Annotated in this window: 13 protein-coding genes and 1 riboswitch; of the genes, 12 read left to right on the top strand and 1 reads right to left on the bottom strand. The window is 67.6% G+C overall.

The genetic code is table 11. The features are described 5' to 3' along the window. The first annotated feature begins 99 nt into the window (after window positions 1–99). The 10 genes from QM568_RS04120 to QM568_RS04075 all read left to right on the top strand — a co-directional run bounded on the left by QM568_RS04120 (window position 100) and on the right by QM568_RS04075 (window position 12,650). Complete coding sequence (locus QM568_RS04120) at window positions 100–1,068, top strand: carbohydrate ABC transporter permease (RefSeq protein WP_415136101.1); 969 nt, start codon at window positions 100–102, stop codon at window positions 1,066–1,068. Beyond that, complete coding sequence (locus QM568_RS04115) at window positions 1,065–1,925, top strand: carbohydrate ABC transporter permease (RefSeq protein ID WP_415136099.1); 861 nt, start codon at window positions 1,065–1,067, stop codon at window positions 1,923–1,925. Before QM568_RS04120 ends, QM568_RS04115 begins: the two co-directional genes overlap by 4 nt. A gap of 50 nt (window positions 1,926–1,975) precedes the next feature. Beyond that, window positions 1,976–2,069, top strand: a riboswitch (glycine riboswitch). A 135-nt stretch (window positions 2,070–2,204) separates the two neighbouring features. After that, on the top strand, window positions 2,205–3,311 hold the full coding sequence (gcvT, locus tag QM568_RS04110; protein ID WP_415136097.1) for a glycine cleavage system aminomethyltransferase GcvT: 1,107 nt from the start codon (window positions 2,205–2,207) through the stop codon (window positions 3,309–3,311). Further along, window positions 3,308–3,685, top strand: coding sequence for a glycine cleavage system protein GcvH (gene gcvH / locus QM568_RS04105; protein ID WP_415136095.1), 378 nt, complete (start codon window positions 3,308–3,310; stop codon window positions 3,683–3,685). The genes gcvT and gcvH overlap by 4 nt, the downstream gene beginning before the upstream one ends. Before the next feature lie 61 nt (window positions 3,686–3,746). After that, on the top strand, window positions 3,747–6,584 hold the full coding sequence (gcvP, locus tag QM568_RS04100) for an aminomethyl-transferring glycine dehydrogenase (protein ID WP_415136282.1): 2,838 nt from the start codon (window positions 3,747–3,749) through the stop codon (window positions 6,582–6,584). A 232-nt stretch (window positions 6,585–6,816) separates the two neighbouring features. Further along, complete coding sequence (locus QM568_RS04095) at window positions 6,817–8,454, top strand: peptide ABC transporter substrate-binding protein (protein WP_415136093.1); 1,638 nt, start codon at window positions 6,817–6,819, stop codon at window positions 8,452–8,454. 93 nt (window positions 8,455–8,547) lie between these two features. Then, window positions 8,548–9,474 (top strand): ABC transporter permease, encoded by a 927-nt coding sequence (locus tag QM568_RS04090; RefSeq protein WP_415136091.1) that lies wholly within the window; start codon window positions 8,548–8,550, stop codon window positions 9,472–9,474. Continuing rightward, window positions 9,467–10,411, top strand: a complete 945-nt coding sequence (locus QM568_RS04085; RefSeq protein WP_415136089.1) for an ABC transporter permease — start codon at window positions 9,467–9,469, stop codon at window positions 10,409–10,411. The genes QM568_RS04090 and QM568_RS04085 overlap by 8 nt, the downstream gene beginning before the upstream one ends. Then, window positions 10,408–12,093, top strand: coding sequence for a dipeptide ABC transporter ATP-binding protein (locus QM568_RS04080; RefSeq protein ID WP_415136087.1), 1,686 nt, complete (start codon window positions 10,408–10,410; stop codon window positions 12,091–12,093). The genes QM568_RS04085 and QM568_RS04080 overlap by 4 nt, the downstream gene beginning before the upstream one ends. Then, complete coding sequence (locus QM568_RS04075; RefSeq protein WP_415136085.1) at window positions 12,090–12,650, top strand: PH domain-containing protein; 561 nt, start codon at window positions 12,090–12,092, stop codon at window positions 12,648–12,650. Before QM568_RS04080 ends, QM568_RS04075 begins: the two co-directional genes overlap by 4 nt. Window positions 12,651–12,653: 3 nt before the next feature. On the opposite strand, the gene QM568_RS04070 is transcribed toward QM568_RS04075, so the two are convergent. Continuing rightward, on the bottom strand, window positions 12,654–13,451 hold the full coding sequence (locus QM568_RS04070) for a CPBP family intramembrane glutamic endopeptidase (RefSeq protein ID WP_415136280.1): 798 nt from the start codon (window positions 13,449–13,451) through the stop codon (window positions 12,654–12,656). A gap of 187 nt (window positions 13,452–13,638) precedes the next feature. On the opposite strand from QM568_RS04070, the gene typA reads away from it, so the two are divergent. Together typA and QM568_RS04060 are read left to right on the top strand one after the other, a co-directional pair. Continuing rightward, window positions 13,639–15,552 carry a translational GTPase TypA gene (gene typA / locus QM568_RS04065; protein ID WP_415136083.1) on the top strand — a complete coding sequence of 638 codons (1,914 nt, stop codon included), beginning with the start codon at window positions 13,639–13,641 and terminating at the stop codon, window positions 15,550–15,552. 241 nt (window positions 15,553–15,793) lie between these two features. Then, a complete protein-coding gene (locus QM568_RS04060; protein ID WP_415136081.1) occupies window positions 15,794–16,639 on the top strand; it encodes a phospholipase in 846 nt (281 codons plus the stop codon). Window positions 16,640–16,686: the final 47 nt, after the last annotated feature.

Here is a 16,686-nt window from a genome sequence, read left to right as displayed (position 1 = left end):
GGGGACATCCGAGACCGGATGCCCCCGGCATCTGTTCAGGGCGCTGACCCGAAAACGCGGCGCCGGGGCCGTGTGGAATATGCCTGGAGTGGAGTACCCATGAACACCTTGACCGAAGCGCCCCGCCGGGCGTCGGAGCACGAGCGTCGGCATCCCGACGCCGTGCAGCGCCGGAAACAACGGCGCGAGAACAGCGGAGGATGGGCGCTGCTGTCGCCCTCCGTGATCATCCTCGCCGTCATGGTCGGCTATCCCGCCGGCGTGATGATCTACCAGTCGTTCACGAACTACTCGATCAAGAACAAGGTGCAGGGCACCTGGGCCGACTTCATCGGGTTCGACAACTACATCGAGGTGTTCACGGCGTCGGACTTCCTCGCTGTGCTCGCGCGCAGCCTCGGCCTGATGGTCGTGATGTCGGCTCTCATCATCGTGCTGGGCGTCTCGATCGCGGCGCTCATGCGCAGCCTCGGCAAGGCGTGGCGCACGACCGTGTCGATCGGGCTCCTCCTCGCGTGGGCCATGCCGCCGCTTGCCGCCACCGTCGTCTGGGGGTGGATCTTTGACACGCAGTACGGCCTGGTGAACTACGTCCTGAACACGATCACCGGATCCAGCGACTTCACGAACCATTCCTGGCTCGCCGATCCGTGGACGTTCTTCGTCGTGCTCATCATCATCGTGGTGTGGCAGGGCGTTCCCTTCGTCGCCTTCACCACGTACTCGGCACTGGGGCAGGTGCCGGACGAGGTGCTCGAGGCCTCCTCTCTCGACGGAGCGACAGGATTCCGCCGCTTCCGCGAGATCGTCTTCCCGCACATCCGCAGCGTGCTCACCGTCGTGCTCGTGCTCCAGATCATCTGGAACCTGCGCATCTTCACCCAGGTCTACGGTCTCCAGTCGCGCGGCGGCGTGGCCAGCGAGACGAACGTGCTCGGTACGTACCTGTTCCGTCAGGGCGTCGGAGAGTTCGGTGTCACGAGCGCGATCGGAGTGCTGATGGTGATCCTGCTGCTCGGTCTGTCCTGGGGATACGTCCGCACCACTCTCAAGGAGGAAGAGCTGTGAGCGCCACCTCGCCGCGCAAGGCGGTCAACCGCACCCTGCTCAATTGCGCCGCCGCGATCGTCTTCGCATGCTCGGTGTTCCCCGTCTACTGGATGGTGAACATGGCGTTCACCCCCAGCAACAAGATCATCAGCCGAACGCCGAGCATGTTCCCGGTGGACTTCACGTGGAAGAACTTCGTCACCGCCTGGACGAAGGAGGCGGCCCAGGGCCAGACCGACTTCCCGCACGGCTTGATGTCCACGGCGATCGTCACTGTCGGCGTGCTCATCGTCACGTTGCTGTTCGCGTTCCTCGCCTCGGTCGCCGTCGCCCGCTTCCACTTCCGGGGGCGTCGCGGATTCATCATCTCGGTGCTGATCGTGCAGATGATCCCCTGTGAGGCGATGATGTTCACCATCTACGGGATGATCGACGACTGGCGCCTGCTGAACACGCTCCTCGGTCTCGGCATCGTCTACACGGCCGCTGTCATCCCCTTCACGATCTGGACGTTGCGCGGCTTCGTCGCCGGTGTGCCGGCCGACCTCGAAGAGGCGGCGATGATCGACGGATGCACCAAGACCCAGGCCTTCTGGAGGGTGACGTTCCCGTTGCTCGCTCCTGGTCTCGTCTCCACCGGCATCTTCGCGTTCATCCAGTCGTGGAACGAGTTCACGATGGCGCTGCTGCTGATGAAGGGGTACAACCTCACGCTCATGCCGTGGTTGAACTCGTTCCAGTCGGCGACCGAGGCGACCAACTGGGGCGCCGTGATGGCGGGAGCGACCCTGATCGCCCTTCCCGTGGTCATCTTCTTCATGTTCGTCCAGGGGCGCATGGTCGGCGGACTGGTGTCGGGGGCCGTGAAGGGATGAGCGATGCGGGGCGACCCGCTAGAATGGAGCCACAACAGAACACAGGCCGCACGACGCGTGCGGGAGAGCCCGGTGAATGCGGCCGGGCACCGAAGGAGCAAGCCTCCCCGCCAATCTCTCAGGTACCCCCACCGCTCGCGTCCGGCCACTCTGAAAAGCGATTCTTCGAATCCGCCGACGGTGAAAGCCCCTTGCGGGCGAAGCTCTCAGGCCCATGACAGAGGGGGAGTTCCGAGGAGCGGCGACGCCGCTCCACCCGTTCCAGCCCGGGAGAACTCGATGTCCGACCCTCGCTACACCCCCCTGCGTGAGCGCCACGAGGCGCTCGGCGCCTCCTTCACCGACTTCGGCGGCTGGCAGATGCCCGTCCGCTACACTTCCGACCTCGCCGAGCATCACGCGGTGCGCGAGGCCGCTGGCATCTTCGACATCTCGCACATGGCCGAGTTCACGATCCGCGGCGCCGGCGCCGCGGACTACCTCGACTACGCGCTCGCCGGCCGGCTGTCGGCCCTCGCCGTCGGCAAGGCGAAGTACTCGTTGCTGCTCGCCGAGACCGGCGGCATCATCGACGACGTCATCGTCTACCGCCTGCAGGACGACGACTTCCTCATCATCTCCAACGCCGGCAACCGGGATGCTGTGCGCGAGGCGCTCCTCGCCCGTGCCGACGGCCGCGATGTCGAGGTCGTCGACGTCTCCGACGACTACGCGCTGATCGCGGTGCAGGGACCGAACGCCGAGGCGATCCTCGCGGAGACCGCAGGCATCGCCGATGTCAGCATCCCGTGGTCGGAGCAGAAGTACTACGCCTGGGCGTCCGCGGTGTACGCCGGAGAGCCGCTGCTGCTCGCCCGCACCGGATACACCGGCGAGGACGGGTTCGAGCTGCTCGTCCCAGCGGGCCACGCGGCGTCGCTGTGGGATGAGGTCCTCGCGGCAGGGGAGGCCCACGGGCTCGTGCCGGCCGGCCTTGCGGCCCGTGACACGCTGCGCCTCGAGGCGGGCATGCCGCTCTACGGCCACGAGCTGAACCTCGACACGAAGCCGGCCCAGGCTGGTCTCGGCCGCGTCGTCATCACCGCCAAGGAGAGCTTCGTCGGCAAGGACGGCGTCGAGGCCGCAGCCGATGCCCCGGTTCTCGTCGGCCTCGAAGCCGAGGGCAAGCGCGCCGGCCGCGCCGGCTACGCCGTGGTCGCCGAGGACGGCGCCGTCCTCGGCGAGATCACCAGCGGCGCCCTGAGCCCGACTCTCGGCCATCCCATCGCGATGGCCTACGTCGATCCGTCTTCCGCTGAAGCGGGAACCGCAGTATTCCTTGATGTGCGGGGGACGAAGATCCCCGCGACCGTGACCGCTCTGCCTTTCTACCGGAGGACGAAATGACCGACCTGACCACCCTCAAGTACAGCGAAGAGCACGAGTGGGTCGCCCTCGACGGCGCCGTGGCGACCGTCGGCATCACCGACTTCGCCGCCGACGCCCTCGGTGACATCGTCTTCGTGGAGCTTCCCGCCGTCGGTACCACGTTCGCCCGTGGCGATGTGTTCGGCGAGGCGGAGTCGACCAAGTCGGTCTCCGAGCTCTACGCGCCCGTGGCGGGCACGGTCACGGAGATCAACGAGGCCGTCGTCGACGACCCGTCCCTGCTGAACTCCTCGCCGTTCGAGGACGCCTGGCTGATCAAGATCGAGGTCGCCGACGGCGCACTCGACGGCCTGCTCGACCGCGACGCCTACGTCGCGCACACGGAGGGCTGATCCACCAGTGGTCTCTTTCGCCGATCGTCACATCGGAACCCCGGAACCCGCTCAGCGGCGGATGCTCGATGCCCTCGGGTTCTCGGAGGGCTCAGCAACCGATTCGGAGCAGTCCGTCGAGGCGCTGATGCGCCAGGCGGTGCCGTCCGCGATCTTCACGGAGGCGCGAGCGGACAGCGTCATCCCGCGCGCCGCGAGCGAGACCGAGGCTCTTGCCGAGTTGCGGGCGCTCGCCTCGCGCAACACCGTGAACCGCTCGATGATCGGCCTCGGCTACTACGGCACGGTCACCCCGAGCGTGATCCAGCGGAACGTCCTCGAGAACCCCTCCTGGTACACGGCGTACACGCCGTACCAGCCGGAGATCTCCCAGGGGCGCCTGGAGGCGCTCATCAACTTCCAGACGATGGTCGCCGAGCTCACCGGGCTCGTCACGGCGAACGCGTCGATGCTCGACGAGTCGACCGCCGTCGTCGAGGGCATGCTGCTCGCGCGCCGCGCATCCAAGAAGACCTCGAACGTGTTCGCGGTCGATGCCGACGCCCTCCCGCAGACGAAGGCGCTGCTGGCGGCACGAGCGGATGCTGTCGGCATCGAGCTCGTGACCGTCGACTTCGCCGCGGGCGACGCGCTGCCGGCCGACCTGTTCGGCGTGCTCGTGCAGTACCCGGGGGCTTCCGGCCGGGTCTGGGATCCCGCGGCCGTGATCGACGCCGCGCACCTCGCTGGGGGCCTCGCCGTCGTCGCGGCCGACCTGCTCGCCCTCACCCTCATCGCCTCGCCCGCATCGCTCGGCGCCGACATCGCGGTGGGCACCACCCAGCGTTTCGGCGTGCCGATGGGCTTCGGAGGGCCCCACGCGGGTTACATGGCCGTGCGCGCTGGCCTCGAGCGTCAGTTGCCAGGGCGCCTCGTCGGCGTCTCGGTGGATGCCGACGGCAAGCCCGCCTACCGGCTCTCGCTGCAGACCCGCGAGCAGCACATCCGTCGCGAGAAGGCGACATCGAACATCTGCACCGCCCAGGTGCTGCTGGCCGTGATGGCCTCGATGTACGCGGTGTACCACGGGCCTGACGGGCTGCGGGCGATCGCCGCGGAGGTCGCCGCGAAGGCCGCGCTGCTGCGCGACTGGCTGGTCGATGCCGGGGCGGAGATCGTGCACGGCGAGTTCTTCGACACGCTGCAGGTGCGCGTTCCGGGGCGTGCGGCGGAGTACGCCGCCCAGGCGCGCGATGGCTACGGCATCCTGCTGCACGTCGCAGATGCCGACACCATCGGCATCTCCGTCGACGAGACCACGAGCGTCAGCGAGCTGCACCAGGTCGCGATGGTCTTCGGCGGCGCGCAGGAGCGCGTCTTCGGCTTCCTCGGCGCAGGCACCACGGGTGCTCTGCCCGCAGCCCTGCTGCGCCAGGACGAGTACCTCACCCACCCCGTCTTCCACTCGTACCGCAGCGAGACGGCGATGATGCGGTACCTGAAGAGCCTCGCCGACCGCGACTACGCGCTCGATCGCGGCATGATCCCGCTCGGCTCGTGCACGATGAAGCTCAATGCCGCCACCGAGATGGCCGCCATCACCTGGCCGGAGTTCGCCGGCATCCATCCGTTCGCACCGGCATCCGACGTCCAGGGGTACCTCGACCTCATCACTCAGCTCGAGGGCTGGCTCGCCGAGGCGACAGGTTACGACGCCGTATCGCTGCAGCCGAACGCCGGCTCGCAGGGCGAGCTCGCTGGTCTCCTCGCGATCCGCGGCTATCACCACGCGAACGGCGACACGCAGCGCACCGTGTGCCTGATCCCCTCCTCCGCGCACGGCACGAACGCGGCATCCGCCGTGCTCGCCGGCATGAAGGTCGTCGTGGTGGCCTGCGACGAGCTCGGCAACGTTGACCTCGGAGATCTGCGGGCCAAGATCGCCCAGCACGCCGATGAGCTCGCGGCGCTGATGATCACCTACCCGTCGACGCACGGCGTCTACGAGCAGGACGTGGTCGAGATCACCTCTGCGGTGCACGAGGCCGGCGGCCAGGTGTACGTCGACGGCGCCAACCTCAACGCGCTTCTCGGCTACGCGCGCTTCGGCGACCTCGGCGGCGACGTGTCGCACCTCAACCTGCACAAGACCTTCGCGATCCCGCACGGCGGCGGCGGGCCCGGCGTGGGCCCGGTCGCGGCCAAGGCGCACCTCGCGCCGTTCCTGCCCTCTCATCCGCTCGCGCAGCGCGCCGAGCACGCCGGAGGGTTCGTCTTCGAGGGCGGACCGGTGTCGGCAGCGCCCTACGGGTCTGCGGGCATCCTGCCGATCTCCTGGGCGTATGTGCGGATGATGGGCGCGGACGGCCTGCGCGATGCGACCGCCGCCGCGGTGCTCTCGGCGAACTACATCGCCGCGCGCCTCGCCGAGCACTACCCGGTGCTGTACACGGGGGAGAACGGCCGCGTCGCGCACGAGTGCATCCTCGACCTGCGCCCGCTGAAGGAGGCCACCGGCATCAGCGTCGACGACGTCGCCAAGCGCCTCATCGACTTCGGCTTCCATGCGCCGACGATGTCGTTCCCGGTCGCCGGGACCCTCATGGTCGAACCGACCGAATCCGAGGACCTCGGCGAGATCGATCGCTTCATCGAGGCGATGATCCTCATCAAGGCCGAAGCGGATGCCGTGGCGGCGGGTCGCTGGCCGGCCGACGACAACCCGCTCGTGAATGCGCCGCACACGGCCGTGTCGCTGATCTCGGGGGAGTGGGAGCACGCCTACACCCGCGAGGAGGCCGCGTACCCGGTGCCCGCCCTCGTCTCGGGCAAGTACTGGCCGCCGGTTCGGCGCATCGACCAGGCCTACGGCGACCGCAACCTCGTCTGCGCCTGCCCGCCGGTGGAGGCCTTCGCCTGACGATCTGAGCACCCACGACGGCGCTGCGCGCCCCGGATCCCCGGGGGCGCCGCGTCGTCGTGCGCCTGCTTCCCCGGCGCCGGGTTTCTGGCATGTGACGCGTTGATCGCAACTCAGTAACGGTTCATTCACCTGATTCGTTCTGGGGGTTCAGCGCGGGTTACGCTCAATTATCCCTGCGCGCCCGATGATGCGTGCGCAGACTGAGATTCGTCCACAGGAGGACACAAAAGTGAAGCGGAACAAGATCGCCCTCGCGGGCACCGCACTGTTCGTGATCGGCGTGCTCGCCCTCGCGGGTTGCGCATCCGGTGGTGGAGAAACCACCGAAGATGGCAGCACCAGCGGCGGCGTCAACGCCGATGCCATCATCACGACCAACGGATCGGAGCCGGAGAACCCGCTCATCCCGACGAACACCAACGAAGTGGGCGGCGGCAAGATCCTCGACAGCATCTTCGCTGGCCTCATCTACTACGACGCCGACGGCGCTCCGGTCAACGACATGGCTGAATCCATCGTCACCGACGACCCGCAGCACTTGACGGTCACCCTGAAGAAGGGGCAGACCTTCACCAACGGCGAAGAGGTGACCGCCGACAACTTCATCAAGGCCTGGAACGAGGGCGCCAAGGCATCCAACGCACACCTGTCCAGCTACTTCTTCGAGGACATCGAGGGCTTCAGCTACGACGAGGACTCGGAGCTCACGGGCCTTGAGCAGGTCGACGACTACACCTTCACGATCGCGCTGAACAAGCCGGCGTCGGACTTCGCGCTGCGCCTGGGCTACTCGGCGTTCTACCCGCTGCCCGACGTCGCATTCGAAGACCTGGAGGCCTTCGGGGAGAACCCGATCGGCAACGGCCCGTACAAGCTCGACGGCGATGACGCGTGGCAGCACGATGTGCAGATCGACCTCGTGCGCAACGACGACTACGAGGGCGGCCGCCAGCCCGCCAACGGCGGCCTCACGATCGTCTCCTACGCCACGCAGGAAGCGGCATACGCCGACCTGCTCTCCAACGAGGTCGACGTCATCGACGCGATCCCCTCGAACTCGCTCCCCGTCTTCCAGGATGAGCTCGGCGACCGTGCTGTGAACCAGGCCGCCGCCGTGTTCCAGTCGTTCACCATCGGCCAGTTCCTCCCGCACTTCAGCGGCGAAGAGGGACAGCTGCGTCGTCAGGCGATCTCGATGGCGATCAACCGCGAGGAGATCACCAAGACGATCTTCTCCGACACCCGCACCCCGGCATCCGACTTCACCTCCCCGGTGATCGACGGCTGGTCCGACTCGGTGCCCGGCTCCGAGGTGCTCGAGTACAACCCCGAAGAGGCGAAGAAGCTGTGGGCCGAGGCCGACGCCATCGCGCCGTGGGAGGGCACCTTCAAGATCGCGTACAACGCCGACGGCGGTCACGACGCCTGGGTCGACGCGGTGTCGAACCAGATCAAGAACACGCTCGGCATCGACGCATCAGGCGACCCGTACCCGACCTTCCAGGATCTGCGCTCCAAGGTCAACGACCGCACCATCACGACGGCTGCGCGCTCCGGCTGGCAGGCGGACTACCCGGGTCTGTACAACTTCCTCGGCCCGCTCTACGCGACCGGCGCAGGCTCGAACGACGGCGACTACTCGAACCCCGAGTTCGACGAGACCATCGCCGCCGGCATCAGCAACGCTGACCCGGCCGGCCAGCTCGAGGACTTCACGAAGGCGCAGGAGATCCTGTTCCAGGACCTTCCCGCGATCCCGCTGTGGTACTCCAACGTCACCGGTGGATTCAGCGAGAACGTCGACAACGTGAAGTTCGGCTGGAACTCCGTGCCGATCTTCTACGAGATCACCAAGGCAGCCGAGTAACAACGGCCACCGACAGCACGCGAGGCGGTGACGGATTCGTCACCGCCTCGTATGCTGTGCCGTATTACTCGCGTTCCACCGAAGGGACAGCGGATGCTCAGTTACATCCTCCGACGTCTTCTGCAGGTGATCCCGGTGTTCTTCGGGGCCACCCTGCTCATCTACTTCCTCGTCTTCTCCATGCCCGGCGACCCGATCCTCGCCCTGTTCGGAGACAAGACGCCCAACCCGGCGGTCCTCGCCCAGTTGCGGGCGCAGTACCACCTCGACGAGCCGTTCATCGTGCAGTACTGGTACTACATCACCGGCGTGTTCCGCGGCGATCTCGGTACCTCGTTCTCCGGTCGCCCTGTTGCCGAGGTGCTCGGCGCGACGCTGCCGGTCACCGGACGCCTGGCCGTGATGGCGATCGCCATCGAGTTCACGCTCGCGATCATCATCGGCACCATCTCGGCGCTGCGCAAGGGCAAGCTCTTCGACCACGTCGCGCTCATCGTGGCACTGATCGCGATTGCCGTGCCCATCTTCGTCCTCGCCTTCCTCGCCCAGTTCTTCCTCGCCATCCAGTGGGGCTGGTTCAAACCGACCGTCGGTGCGGACAACGGCTGGGACGGGCTCTGGCTGCCCGCCATCGTGCTCGGCGTGAGCCTCTTCGCCGTGAGCATGCGTCTGATGCGCAGTTCGATGATCGACACGCTGAACCAGGACTGGGTGCGCACCGCCTACAGCAAGGGGCTCTCGCGCGGCCGGGTCATCCCGGTGCACGTGCTGCGCAACTCGCTGATCCCGGTGATCACGAACTCGGCGACCAACTTCGGCGTACTGCTCGTCGGCGCGACGGTCACAGAGGGCATCTTCAACGTGCCCGGTGTCGGCAAGGTGCTGTTCGAGGCCATCAAACGCGGGGAGGGCCCGACCGTCGTCTCTTTCGTGACCGTCTTCGTCATCCTGTATGTGCTCGTCAACCTGCTCGTCGACCTGTTGTACGGCCTGCTTGACCCGAGGATCCGCTATGTCTGAGTTCACGACCCCTACGCACTACGTCGCACCGGTCGAAACCGAGAGCATCGCCGTCGATGCCGTGAAGGTCGGGGAGAAGCCGACGAACCTCTGGCGCGACGCATGGAGCGACCTGCGCCGCCGTCCGCTGTTCTGGTTCTCTGTCGCGCTGGCCACGCTGTTCGTGGCGATGGCGCTGTTCCCGACGCTGTTCACGCAGACGCCACCCAACCTGGACTGTCAGCTCGCCAACAGCAACGGGGAGCCGACGGCCGGGCACCCGCTCGGGTTCACGTTCCAGGGCTGTGACATCTATGCGCGCATCGTCTGGGGCTCGCAGACGTCGCTCTCCGTTGGCCTGCTCGCCACGTTTGTTTCGTCTGTTCTCGGGTTGTTCATGGGTGCGCTGGCCGGCTACTACGGTGGCTGGATCGACTCGGTCCTCTCTCGGATCGGCGACATCTTCTTCGCCGTCCCGTACATCCTCGCGGCTGTCGTCGTGATGACGGTATTCCGTGACATCCGCTCGATTCCGGTGCTCGCGGTCGCGATCGGTGGTTTCGCCTGGGCGTCCACTGCTCGTGTCGTCCGAGCCGAGATCCTGCGGGTCAGGCAGGCGGACTTCGTGATGGCGTCGGAGTCGCTCGGCCTCTCCCGGTTCAAGACGCTGCTGCGTCACGTGATCCCGAATGCGATCGCCCCGCTCCTCGTCGTCACGACGCTCAGCCTTGCCGGATCGATCGTCGCCGAGGCGACGCTGTCGTTCCTCGGCGTGGGTCTGGGCAGTGACGTGATGTCGTGGGGCCTTGACATCAGCCAGGCGCAGAACTCGCTCCGCGTCGCGCCGATGGCGCTCATCTATCCGTCGATCGCGCTCACTCTCGCGGTGCTCGCGTTCGTCACCTTGGGCGAGCTCATCCGAGACGCCATCGACCCGAAGGCGAGGGCTCGGCGATGAGCGGTCTCGAGAACACCAGCGGGAAAACCCCGCTGCTCAGCGTGCGCGACCTCGCCGTCGCGTTCCGTACGCAGGACGGCGTCAAGGAGGTCCTGCACGGCGTTAGCTTCGACGTGATGCCCGGTGAGACCGTGGCGATCGTCGGGGAATCCGGCTCCGGGAAGTCGACTTCCGCGACCGCGATCCTGAACCTCCTGCCAGGCACCGGGCATATCACGGCCGGGTCGATCACCCTCGAGGGGCGTGAGTTGACGACCCTCGACCGCGCCGCGATGGAAGGGGTACGCGGCCGCGACATCGGCTTCGTGCCGCAGGACCCGATGTCGAACCTGAACCCGGTATGGAGCATCGGCTTCCAGGTGAAGGAGGCGATCCGCGCGAACGGCGTTGCCCAGGGGCGCAAGGCGGTCAAGGAACGCGCTATCGAAGTGCTGCAGCAGGCGGGCCTGGCCGACGCCGAGCGGCGTCTGCACCAGTTCCCGCACCAGTTCTCCGGCGGTATGCGCCAGCGCGCGCTCATCGGCATCGGTCTCGCAGCCGACCCGAAGCTCCTCATCGCAGACGAGCCGACCTCTGCCCTCGACGTCACGGTGCAGCGCGTGATCCTCGATCACATGGCCTCGCTCACCCGCGACAAGGGCACATCGGTGCTGCTGATCACCCACGACCTGGGGCTCGCTGCCGAGCGTGCAGACAAGATCATCGTGATGAACGGCGGCAACATCGTCGAGGCCGGTCCCAGCCGCGAGATCCTCGAGAACCCGCAACACCCGTACACGAAGCGCCTGGTCGCCGCTGCGCCGAGCATCGCGTCGCAGCGCATTCAGGCGGTTGTGGAGGATCGAGGAATCGAGACGCTCGATGATCTCGCCGACATCCCGCCGACCGTGCGCGTGGCAGGGCTGACCAAGGATTACAAGATCCGGCAGGGAGGCTTCCGCAGCGAGGACTTCCGTGCGGTCGACGATGTCTCGTTCGAAATCCCCAAGGGCAAGACGCTGGCTCTCGTCGGCGAGTCCGGTTCAGGGAAGTCGACCGTGGCGAAGATGGTGCTCAAGCTCGAGGAGCCGACAAGCGGCACGATCGAGATCGACGGCAAAGACGTGTCGCGACTGTCGAGCGCTCAGGCCTTTGGTCTGCGCCGCCGTATGCAACCCGTGTTCCAGGACCCGTATGGTTCGCTCGATCCGTTGCGCAACATCGGCAACACGATTGCAGAGCCGCTGCAGATCCACGGCGTCGGAGACAGGGCCTCGCAACGTCAGCGCGTCGAGGAGCTGCTCGACCAGGTGGCGCTGCCCCGCGTGCTGGCGACCAGGTATCCGAACGAGCTGTCCGGTGGTCAGCGTCAGCGTGTCGCGATCGCACGCGCTCTGGCGCTCAAGCCCGACATCATCGTGCTCGATGAGGCCGTCTCGGCCCTCGACGTGCTCGTGCAGGACCAGGTGCTGCAGTTGCTCGCCGAACTTCAGTCGGAGCTCGATCTCACTTACTTGTTCATCACGCACGACCTCGCCGTCGTCCGCGTGTCGAGCGACCTCGTCTGCGTCATGGAGAAGGGCCGCGTCGTCGAGCAGGGCACGGTCGATGAGATCTTCGCCAACCCGCAGCAGGAGTACACGGAGCGCCTGCTGCAGGCGATTCCCGGCGTGTCGATCGCCCTGGGTGGGCACGGCGCGTGAGCGATGCGATACGGCCGGTGGCCGCGCGGACGTTCCGCGCGGCCACCGGCCTCGCTTCGTTCGTCCTGTGCGCGCTCGTGGCGCTGTTCCTGCTGGGAGACGCGGTCGTCCGCGGCGGCTGGGGTCAGACGTTCCTGCTCGCGCCGTGGGTGCTCCTGGCGCTGTGGGTCCTCTACGAGTTCACGTGGGCCTCGTGCGTGCGCATCGACGCGCAGGGCGCCGTCGTGCAGAACCTGCTGCGGCGCACGACGTTCGGCTGGGCGCAGGTGCGTGATATCGATCTGCGCTGGCAGCTGGTGTTCACGCTCGCCGACGGCAAGGACCTCACCTGCTTCGGAGGACCGGCCAGGTCACGGCCAGTGCGCCGCTCGCGCGAAGACGAAGAGGCTAAGGCCCCGGCGGGCATCCGGGAGCTCACCGAGATCAGGGACCGCTGGCAGGCGGCCCCTGCCGCGGCGGATGCCGCCATCAGGCGCTCGTGGGACGTGCCGGCGCTGATCGCGCTCGGTGTCATCGCCGTGTGGGCGGTGGCAGCGATCGCGATCGCGAACTCCTGAGAGTCAGCCAGGCAGCCCGAACAGCGCCGGCCATGTCGCCGCCGCCCAGTCGTAGCCGACGAAGGCTGCCGCGTCGATGAGGAAGTGCGCGACGAGGAACGGCAGCAGGCGCCCGGAGCGCTGGAACAGCCATCCGAACAGCATCCCCATCGCGAAATTCCCGATGAACGCTCCCGGCCCCTGGTAGACGTGGTAGCTCGCGCGCAGCGCCGAGGTCGCGATGATGATCGGCCACGGCCCCCAGCCGAGCTGCCGTAACCGCGTGAACAGGTAGCCGAGGAGCACGAACTCCTCCTGCACCGCCGCGCGCGCCGCTGCGAGGAGCAGCACGGGAACGGTCCACCAGTGCGCGTCGAGACCGGCCGGATCGACGCCGACGAAGAGCCCGAGCGCCCGACCGCCGAGATAGAGGGCGAGGCCGGGGATGCCGATGGCCAGGACGAGCAGGATGCCGCGGCCGGCGTCCCTCCCGATCCGTGTGCCGTCGAGGCCGAGGCGTCCGAGGTGCGGGCGCGCGTTCTGCCAGAGCAGGAAGCACACCAGTAGGGCGGGGACGATCGAGAACCCGATCGAGAGCAGCTGGTAGATCAGGTCGAACACCTCCCGGTCGCTGCGCGAGGGGTTCAGCGTCGTGGTGGTCTCGGCCAGGGGAGTGGTGTCGGTGACGAGGTAGGCGAGCCGGACGACGGCATAGACGCCGGCCTGCCCGAGCCCGAGCGCGAGGACGATGGCGATCTCCCACCAGAGGCGGGCGCGCCCTCCGTCTCGTCGCTGCGCTCCTCGCTCAGGCACCGGGGTCATGATCACGTCCCGATCGTACGACGGCTGCCGGGTCCGGTTGCTGAGCGCACTTCGTCTCGTCGCTTCGTGGTTCCTGAGCGAGCGCAGCGAGACGAAGGGCTCCTCGCTCAGGAACCGGGGTCGTGCATACGGTATCCTGGAACGTCGGCTTCCCGGCGTTTCCCACCCACCTTCTTAGGATTCCTGCATGGCGCACGCCCTCCGCTCTGACCTCCGCAACGTCGCAATCGTCGCCCACGTCGACCACGGCAAGACCACCCTCGTCGACGCGATGCTCCGCCAGACCGGCTCGTTCGGCGAGCACGCGCACGTCGAAGAGCGCGCCATGGACTCGAACGACCTCGAGCGCGAGAAGGGCATCACGATCCTCGCCAAGAACACGGCGATCACCTACAAGGGCGAGCACGCCGGCGGCAAGGAGATCACGATCAACGTGATCGACACCCCCGGTCACGCCGACTTCGGCGGCGAGGTCGAGCGCGGCCTGTCCATGGTCGACGGCGTCGTGCTGCTCGTCGATGCCTCGGAGGGTCCGCTGCCGCAGACCCGCTTCGTGCTGCGCAAGGCGCTCGAGGCCAAGCTCCCCGTCATCCTGCTGGTCAACAAGACCGACCGCCCTGACGCCCGCATCGCCGAGGTCGAGGAGGAGGCGCACGACCTGCTGCTTGGTCTGGCATCCGACCTCGTCGACGACGTGCCCGACCTCGACGTCGACGCGCTCCTCGACGTGCCGGTGGTCTACGCCTCCGGGCGCGCTGGTGCTGCATCGCGCAACCGTCCGGCCGATGGATCGCTGCCGGACAATGACGACCTCGAGCCGCTGTTCCAGGCGATCCTCGAGCACGTCCCTGCGCCCTCGTACGACGACGAGGCGCCGCTGCAGGCGTGGGTGACGAACCTCGACTCCAGCCCGTTCCTCGGCCGCCTCGCCCTGCTGCGCGTGTTCAACGGCACTCTGAAGAAGGGTCAGACCGTCGCCTGGGTGCGCTCCGACGGCACCACCAGCAACGCCCGTGTCACCGAGCTGCTGAAGACCCGCGCCCTCGAGCGCTACCCGGCCGAGGAGGCCGGCCCCGGCGACATCGTCGCCATCGCCGGGTTCGAGAACATCACGATCGGCGAGACCATCGCCGACCCCGAGGACGTCCGTCCGCTGCCGGCGATCACGGTCGACGACCCCGCCATCTCGATGACGATCGGCACGAACACCTCGCCGCTGATGGGCAAGGTCAAGGGGCACAAGCTCACCGCCCGTATGGTGAAGGACCGCCTCGACCGCGAGCTCATCGGCAACGTGTCGATCAAGGTCGTCGACATCGGCCGCCCCGACGCGTGGGAGGTGCAGGGGCGCGGCGAGCTCGCGCTCGCGATCCTCGTCGAGAACATGCGCCGCGAGGGCTTCGAACTCACCGTCGGCAAGCCCCAGGTGGTCACGAAGAAGATCGACGGCAAGACCTACGAGCCCTTCGAGCACCTCACGATCGACACGCCGGAGGAGCACCTCGGCGCGATCACCCAGCTGCTGGCGAACCGCAAGGGTCGCATGGAGAACATGACGAACCACGGCACCGGCTGGGTGCGCATGGAGTTCATCGTGCCTTCGCGCGGCCTCATCGGCTTCCGCAGCGAGTTCCTCACCACGACCCGCGGCACTGGCATCGCGAACGCGATCTCGCACGGGTACGAGCCGTGGGCTGGACAGATCACGACGCGTCAGAACGGTTCGATCGTCGCCGACCGCGCCGGTGTCGTCACCCCCTTCGCGATGATCGCCCTGCAGGAGCGCATGTCGTTCTTCGTGCAGCCCACAGAGGAGGTCTACGAGGGCATGGTCATCGGCGAGAACTCCCGCGCCGACGACATGGACGTGAACATCACCAAGGAGAAGAAGCTCACCAACATGCGCTCCTCCACGGCCGACAACTTCGAGTCGATGACGCCGCCGCGTCTGCTCACCCTCGAGGAGAGCCTGGAGTTCGCCCGTGACGACGAGTGCGTCGAGGTGACCCCCGAGAAGGTGCGCATACGCAAGGTGATCCTCGATCAGACCGTCCGCGGTCGCGAGGCCTCGCGCCTCAAGCGCCAGGACGCGAACGCGTGACAACCGCCTGAGAGATCGCCCAGCGCGACCTCTGCGAAAAGGGCCCTTCACCGCCTAAACGGCGGTGAAGGGCCCTTTTTCTCATGGTTCGTCCAGGCGATGCGGATTTTTCGTTCAGGAGCGTCACCCAGACTCGATGACTCGTGCCGGGGCCGCTCCCTTCAGCGGAGCTCCCGACGGATCGTCTCCGAGACGCGCACGAAGACCCGAACGACGACCCGAAAGTCGAAGCCCCTCCACCATGCTCGAGAACACCCGTGCGCTCCGGCGCGCCTCCGCCGCGGCATCCGCCCACGCCCCCGTGGCCGCACGGCGGCCTGTCCTTCTGATCGCCGCCGCCCTCATCGGCATCACCCTCTCCGTCGGTTTCGTCGCGGCGCCGGCTGCGGGCGGCGAAGACGCCGTGGAGGAGACCCCGGCGAAGGCGGCCGTGCAGACCTCGCCCGTGCTCGACGCGGCGCACGCGGCCATCGACGCGGCCATCGATCTCAGCGCGCGGGCGGTGCTCTCCGGTCTGGACCTGGGCGACGCGGCGATGTCGCTCGACACCGGAGACCTGCAGCGCGACGTCAATGCGCTGGAGTACGGCGACGAGCGCGCGGTCATCCTCCTCGCCGTGCTCGAGGGCACGACGGCCGAGAAGACGGCAGCCCTCGTCGCGGACACCCAGCGGCTGCAGGCGCAGCTCACGGCCGCCGCCGAGAAGAAGGCGGCAGAGGATGCTGCGAAGCTCGCCGCCGAGCAGGCGGCAGTGGCCGCAGCCGCCCTCGCGGCGGCGAACACCCCCGATGGCGCCCGCGCCACCGCCCGGGAGATGGCGGCGAGTCGGTACGGATGGGGCGAGGACCAGTTCCAGTGTCTGAACTCGCTGTGGAACAAGGAGTCGGGCTGGAACTACCGGGCCTACAACTCCTCGGGGGCGACGGGCATCCCGCAGGCGCTTCCCGGCAGCAAGATGTCCTCGGCCGGTGCCGACTGGGCCGACAACGCCGCGACGCAGATCGCCTGGGGGCTCGGCTACATCTCGTCGGTCTACGGAACCCCGTGCAGCGCCTGGGAGCACTCCCAGGCCGTCAACTGGTACTGAGCGCGCCGCGGGTCGGCGCCGCGTCGCGCGCCGGCGCCGATCGCGGC

Origin of the sequence: Microbacterium sp. (assembly GCF_047607465.1) — a bacterium.
In the GTDB taxonomy this organism is placed as follows: Bacteria; Actinomycetota; Actinomycetes; order Actinomycetales; family Microbacteriaceae; genus Microbacterium.
This window is presented reverse-complemented; position numbering and strand designations above follow the sequence as displayed.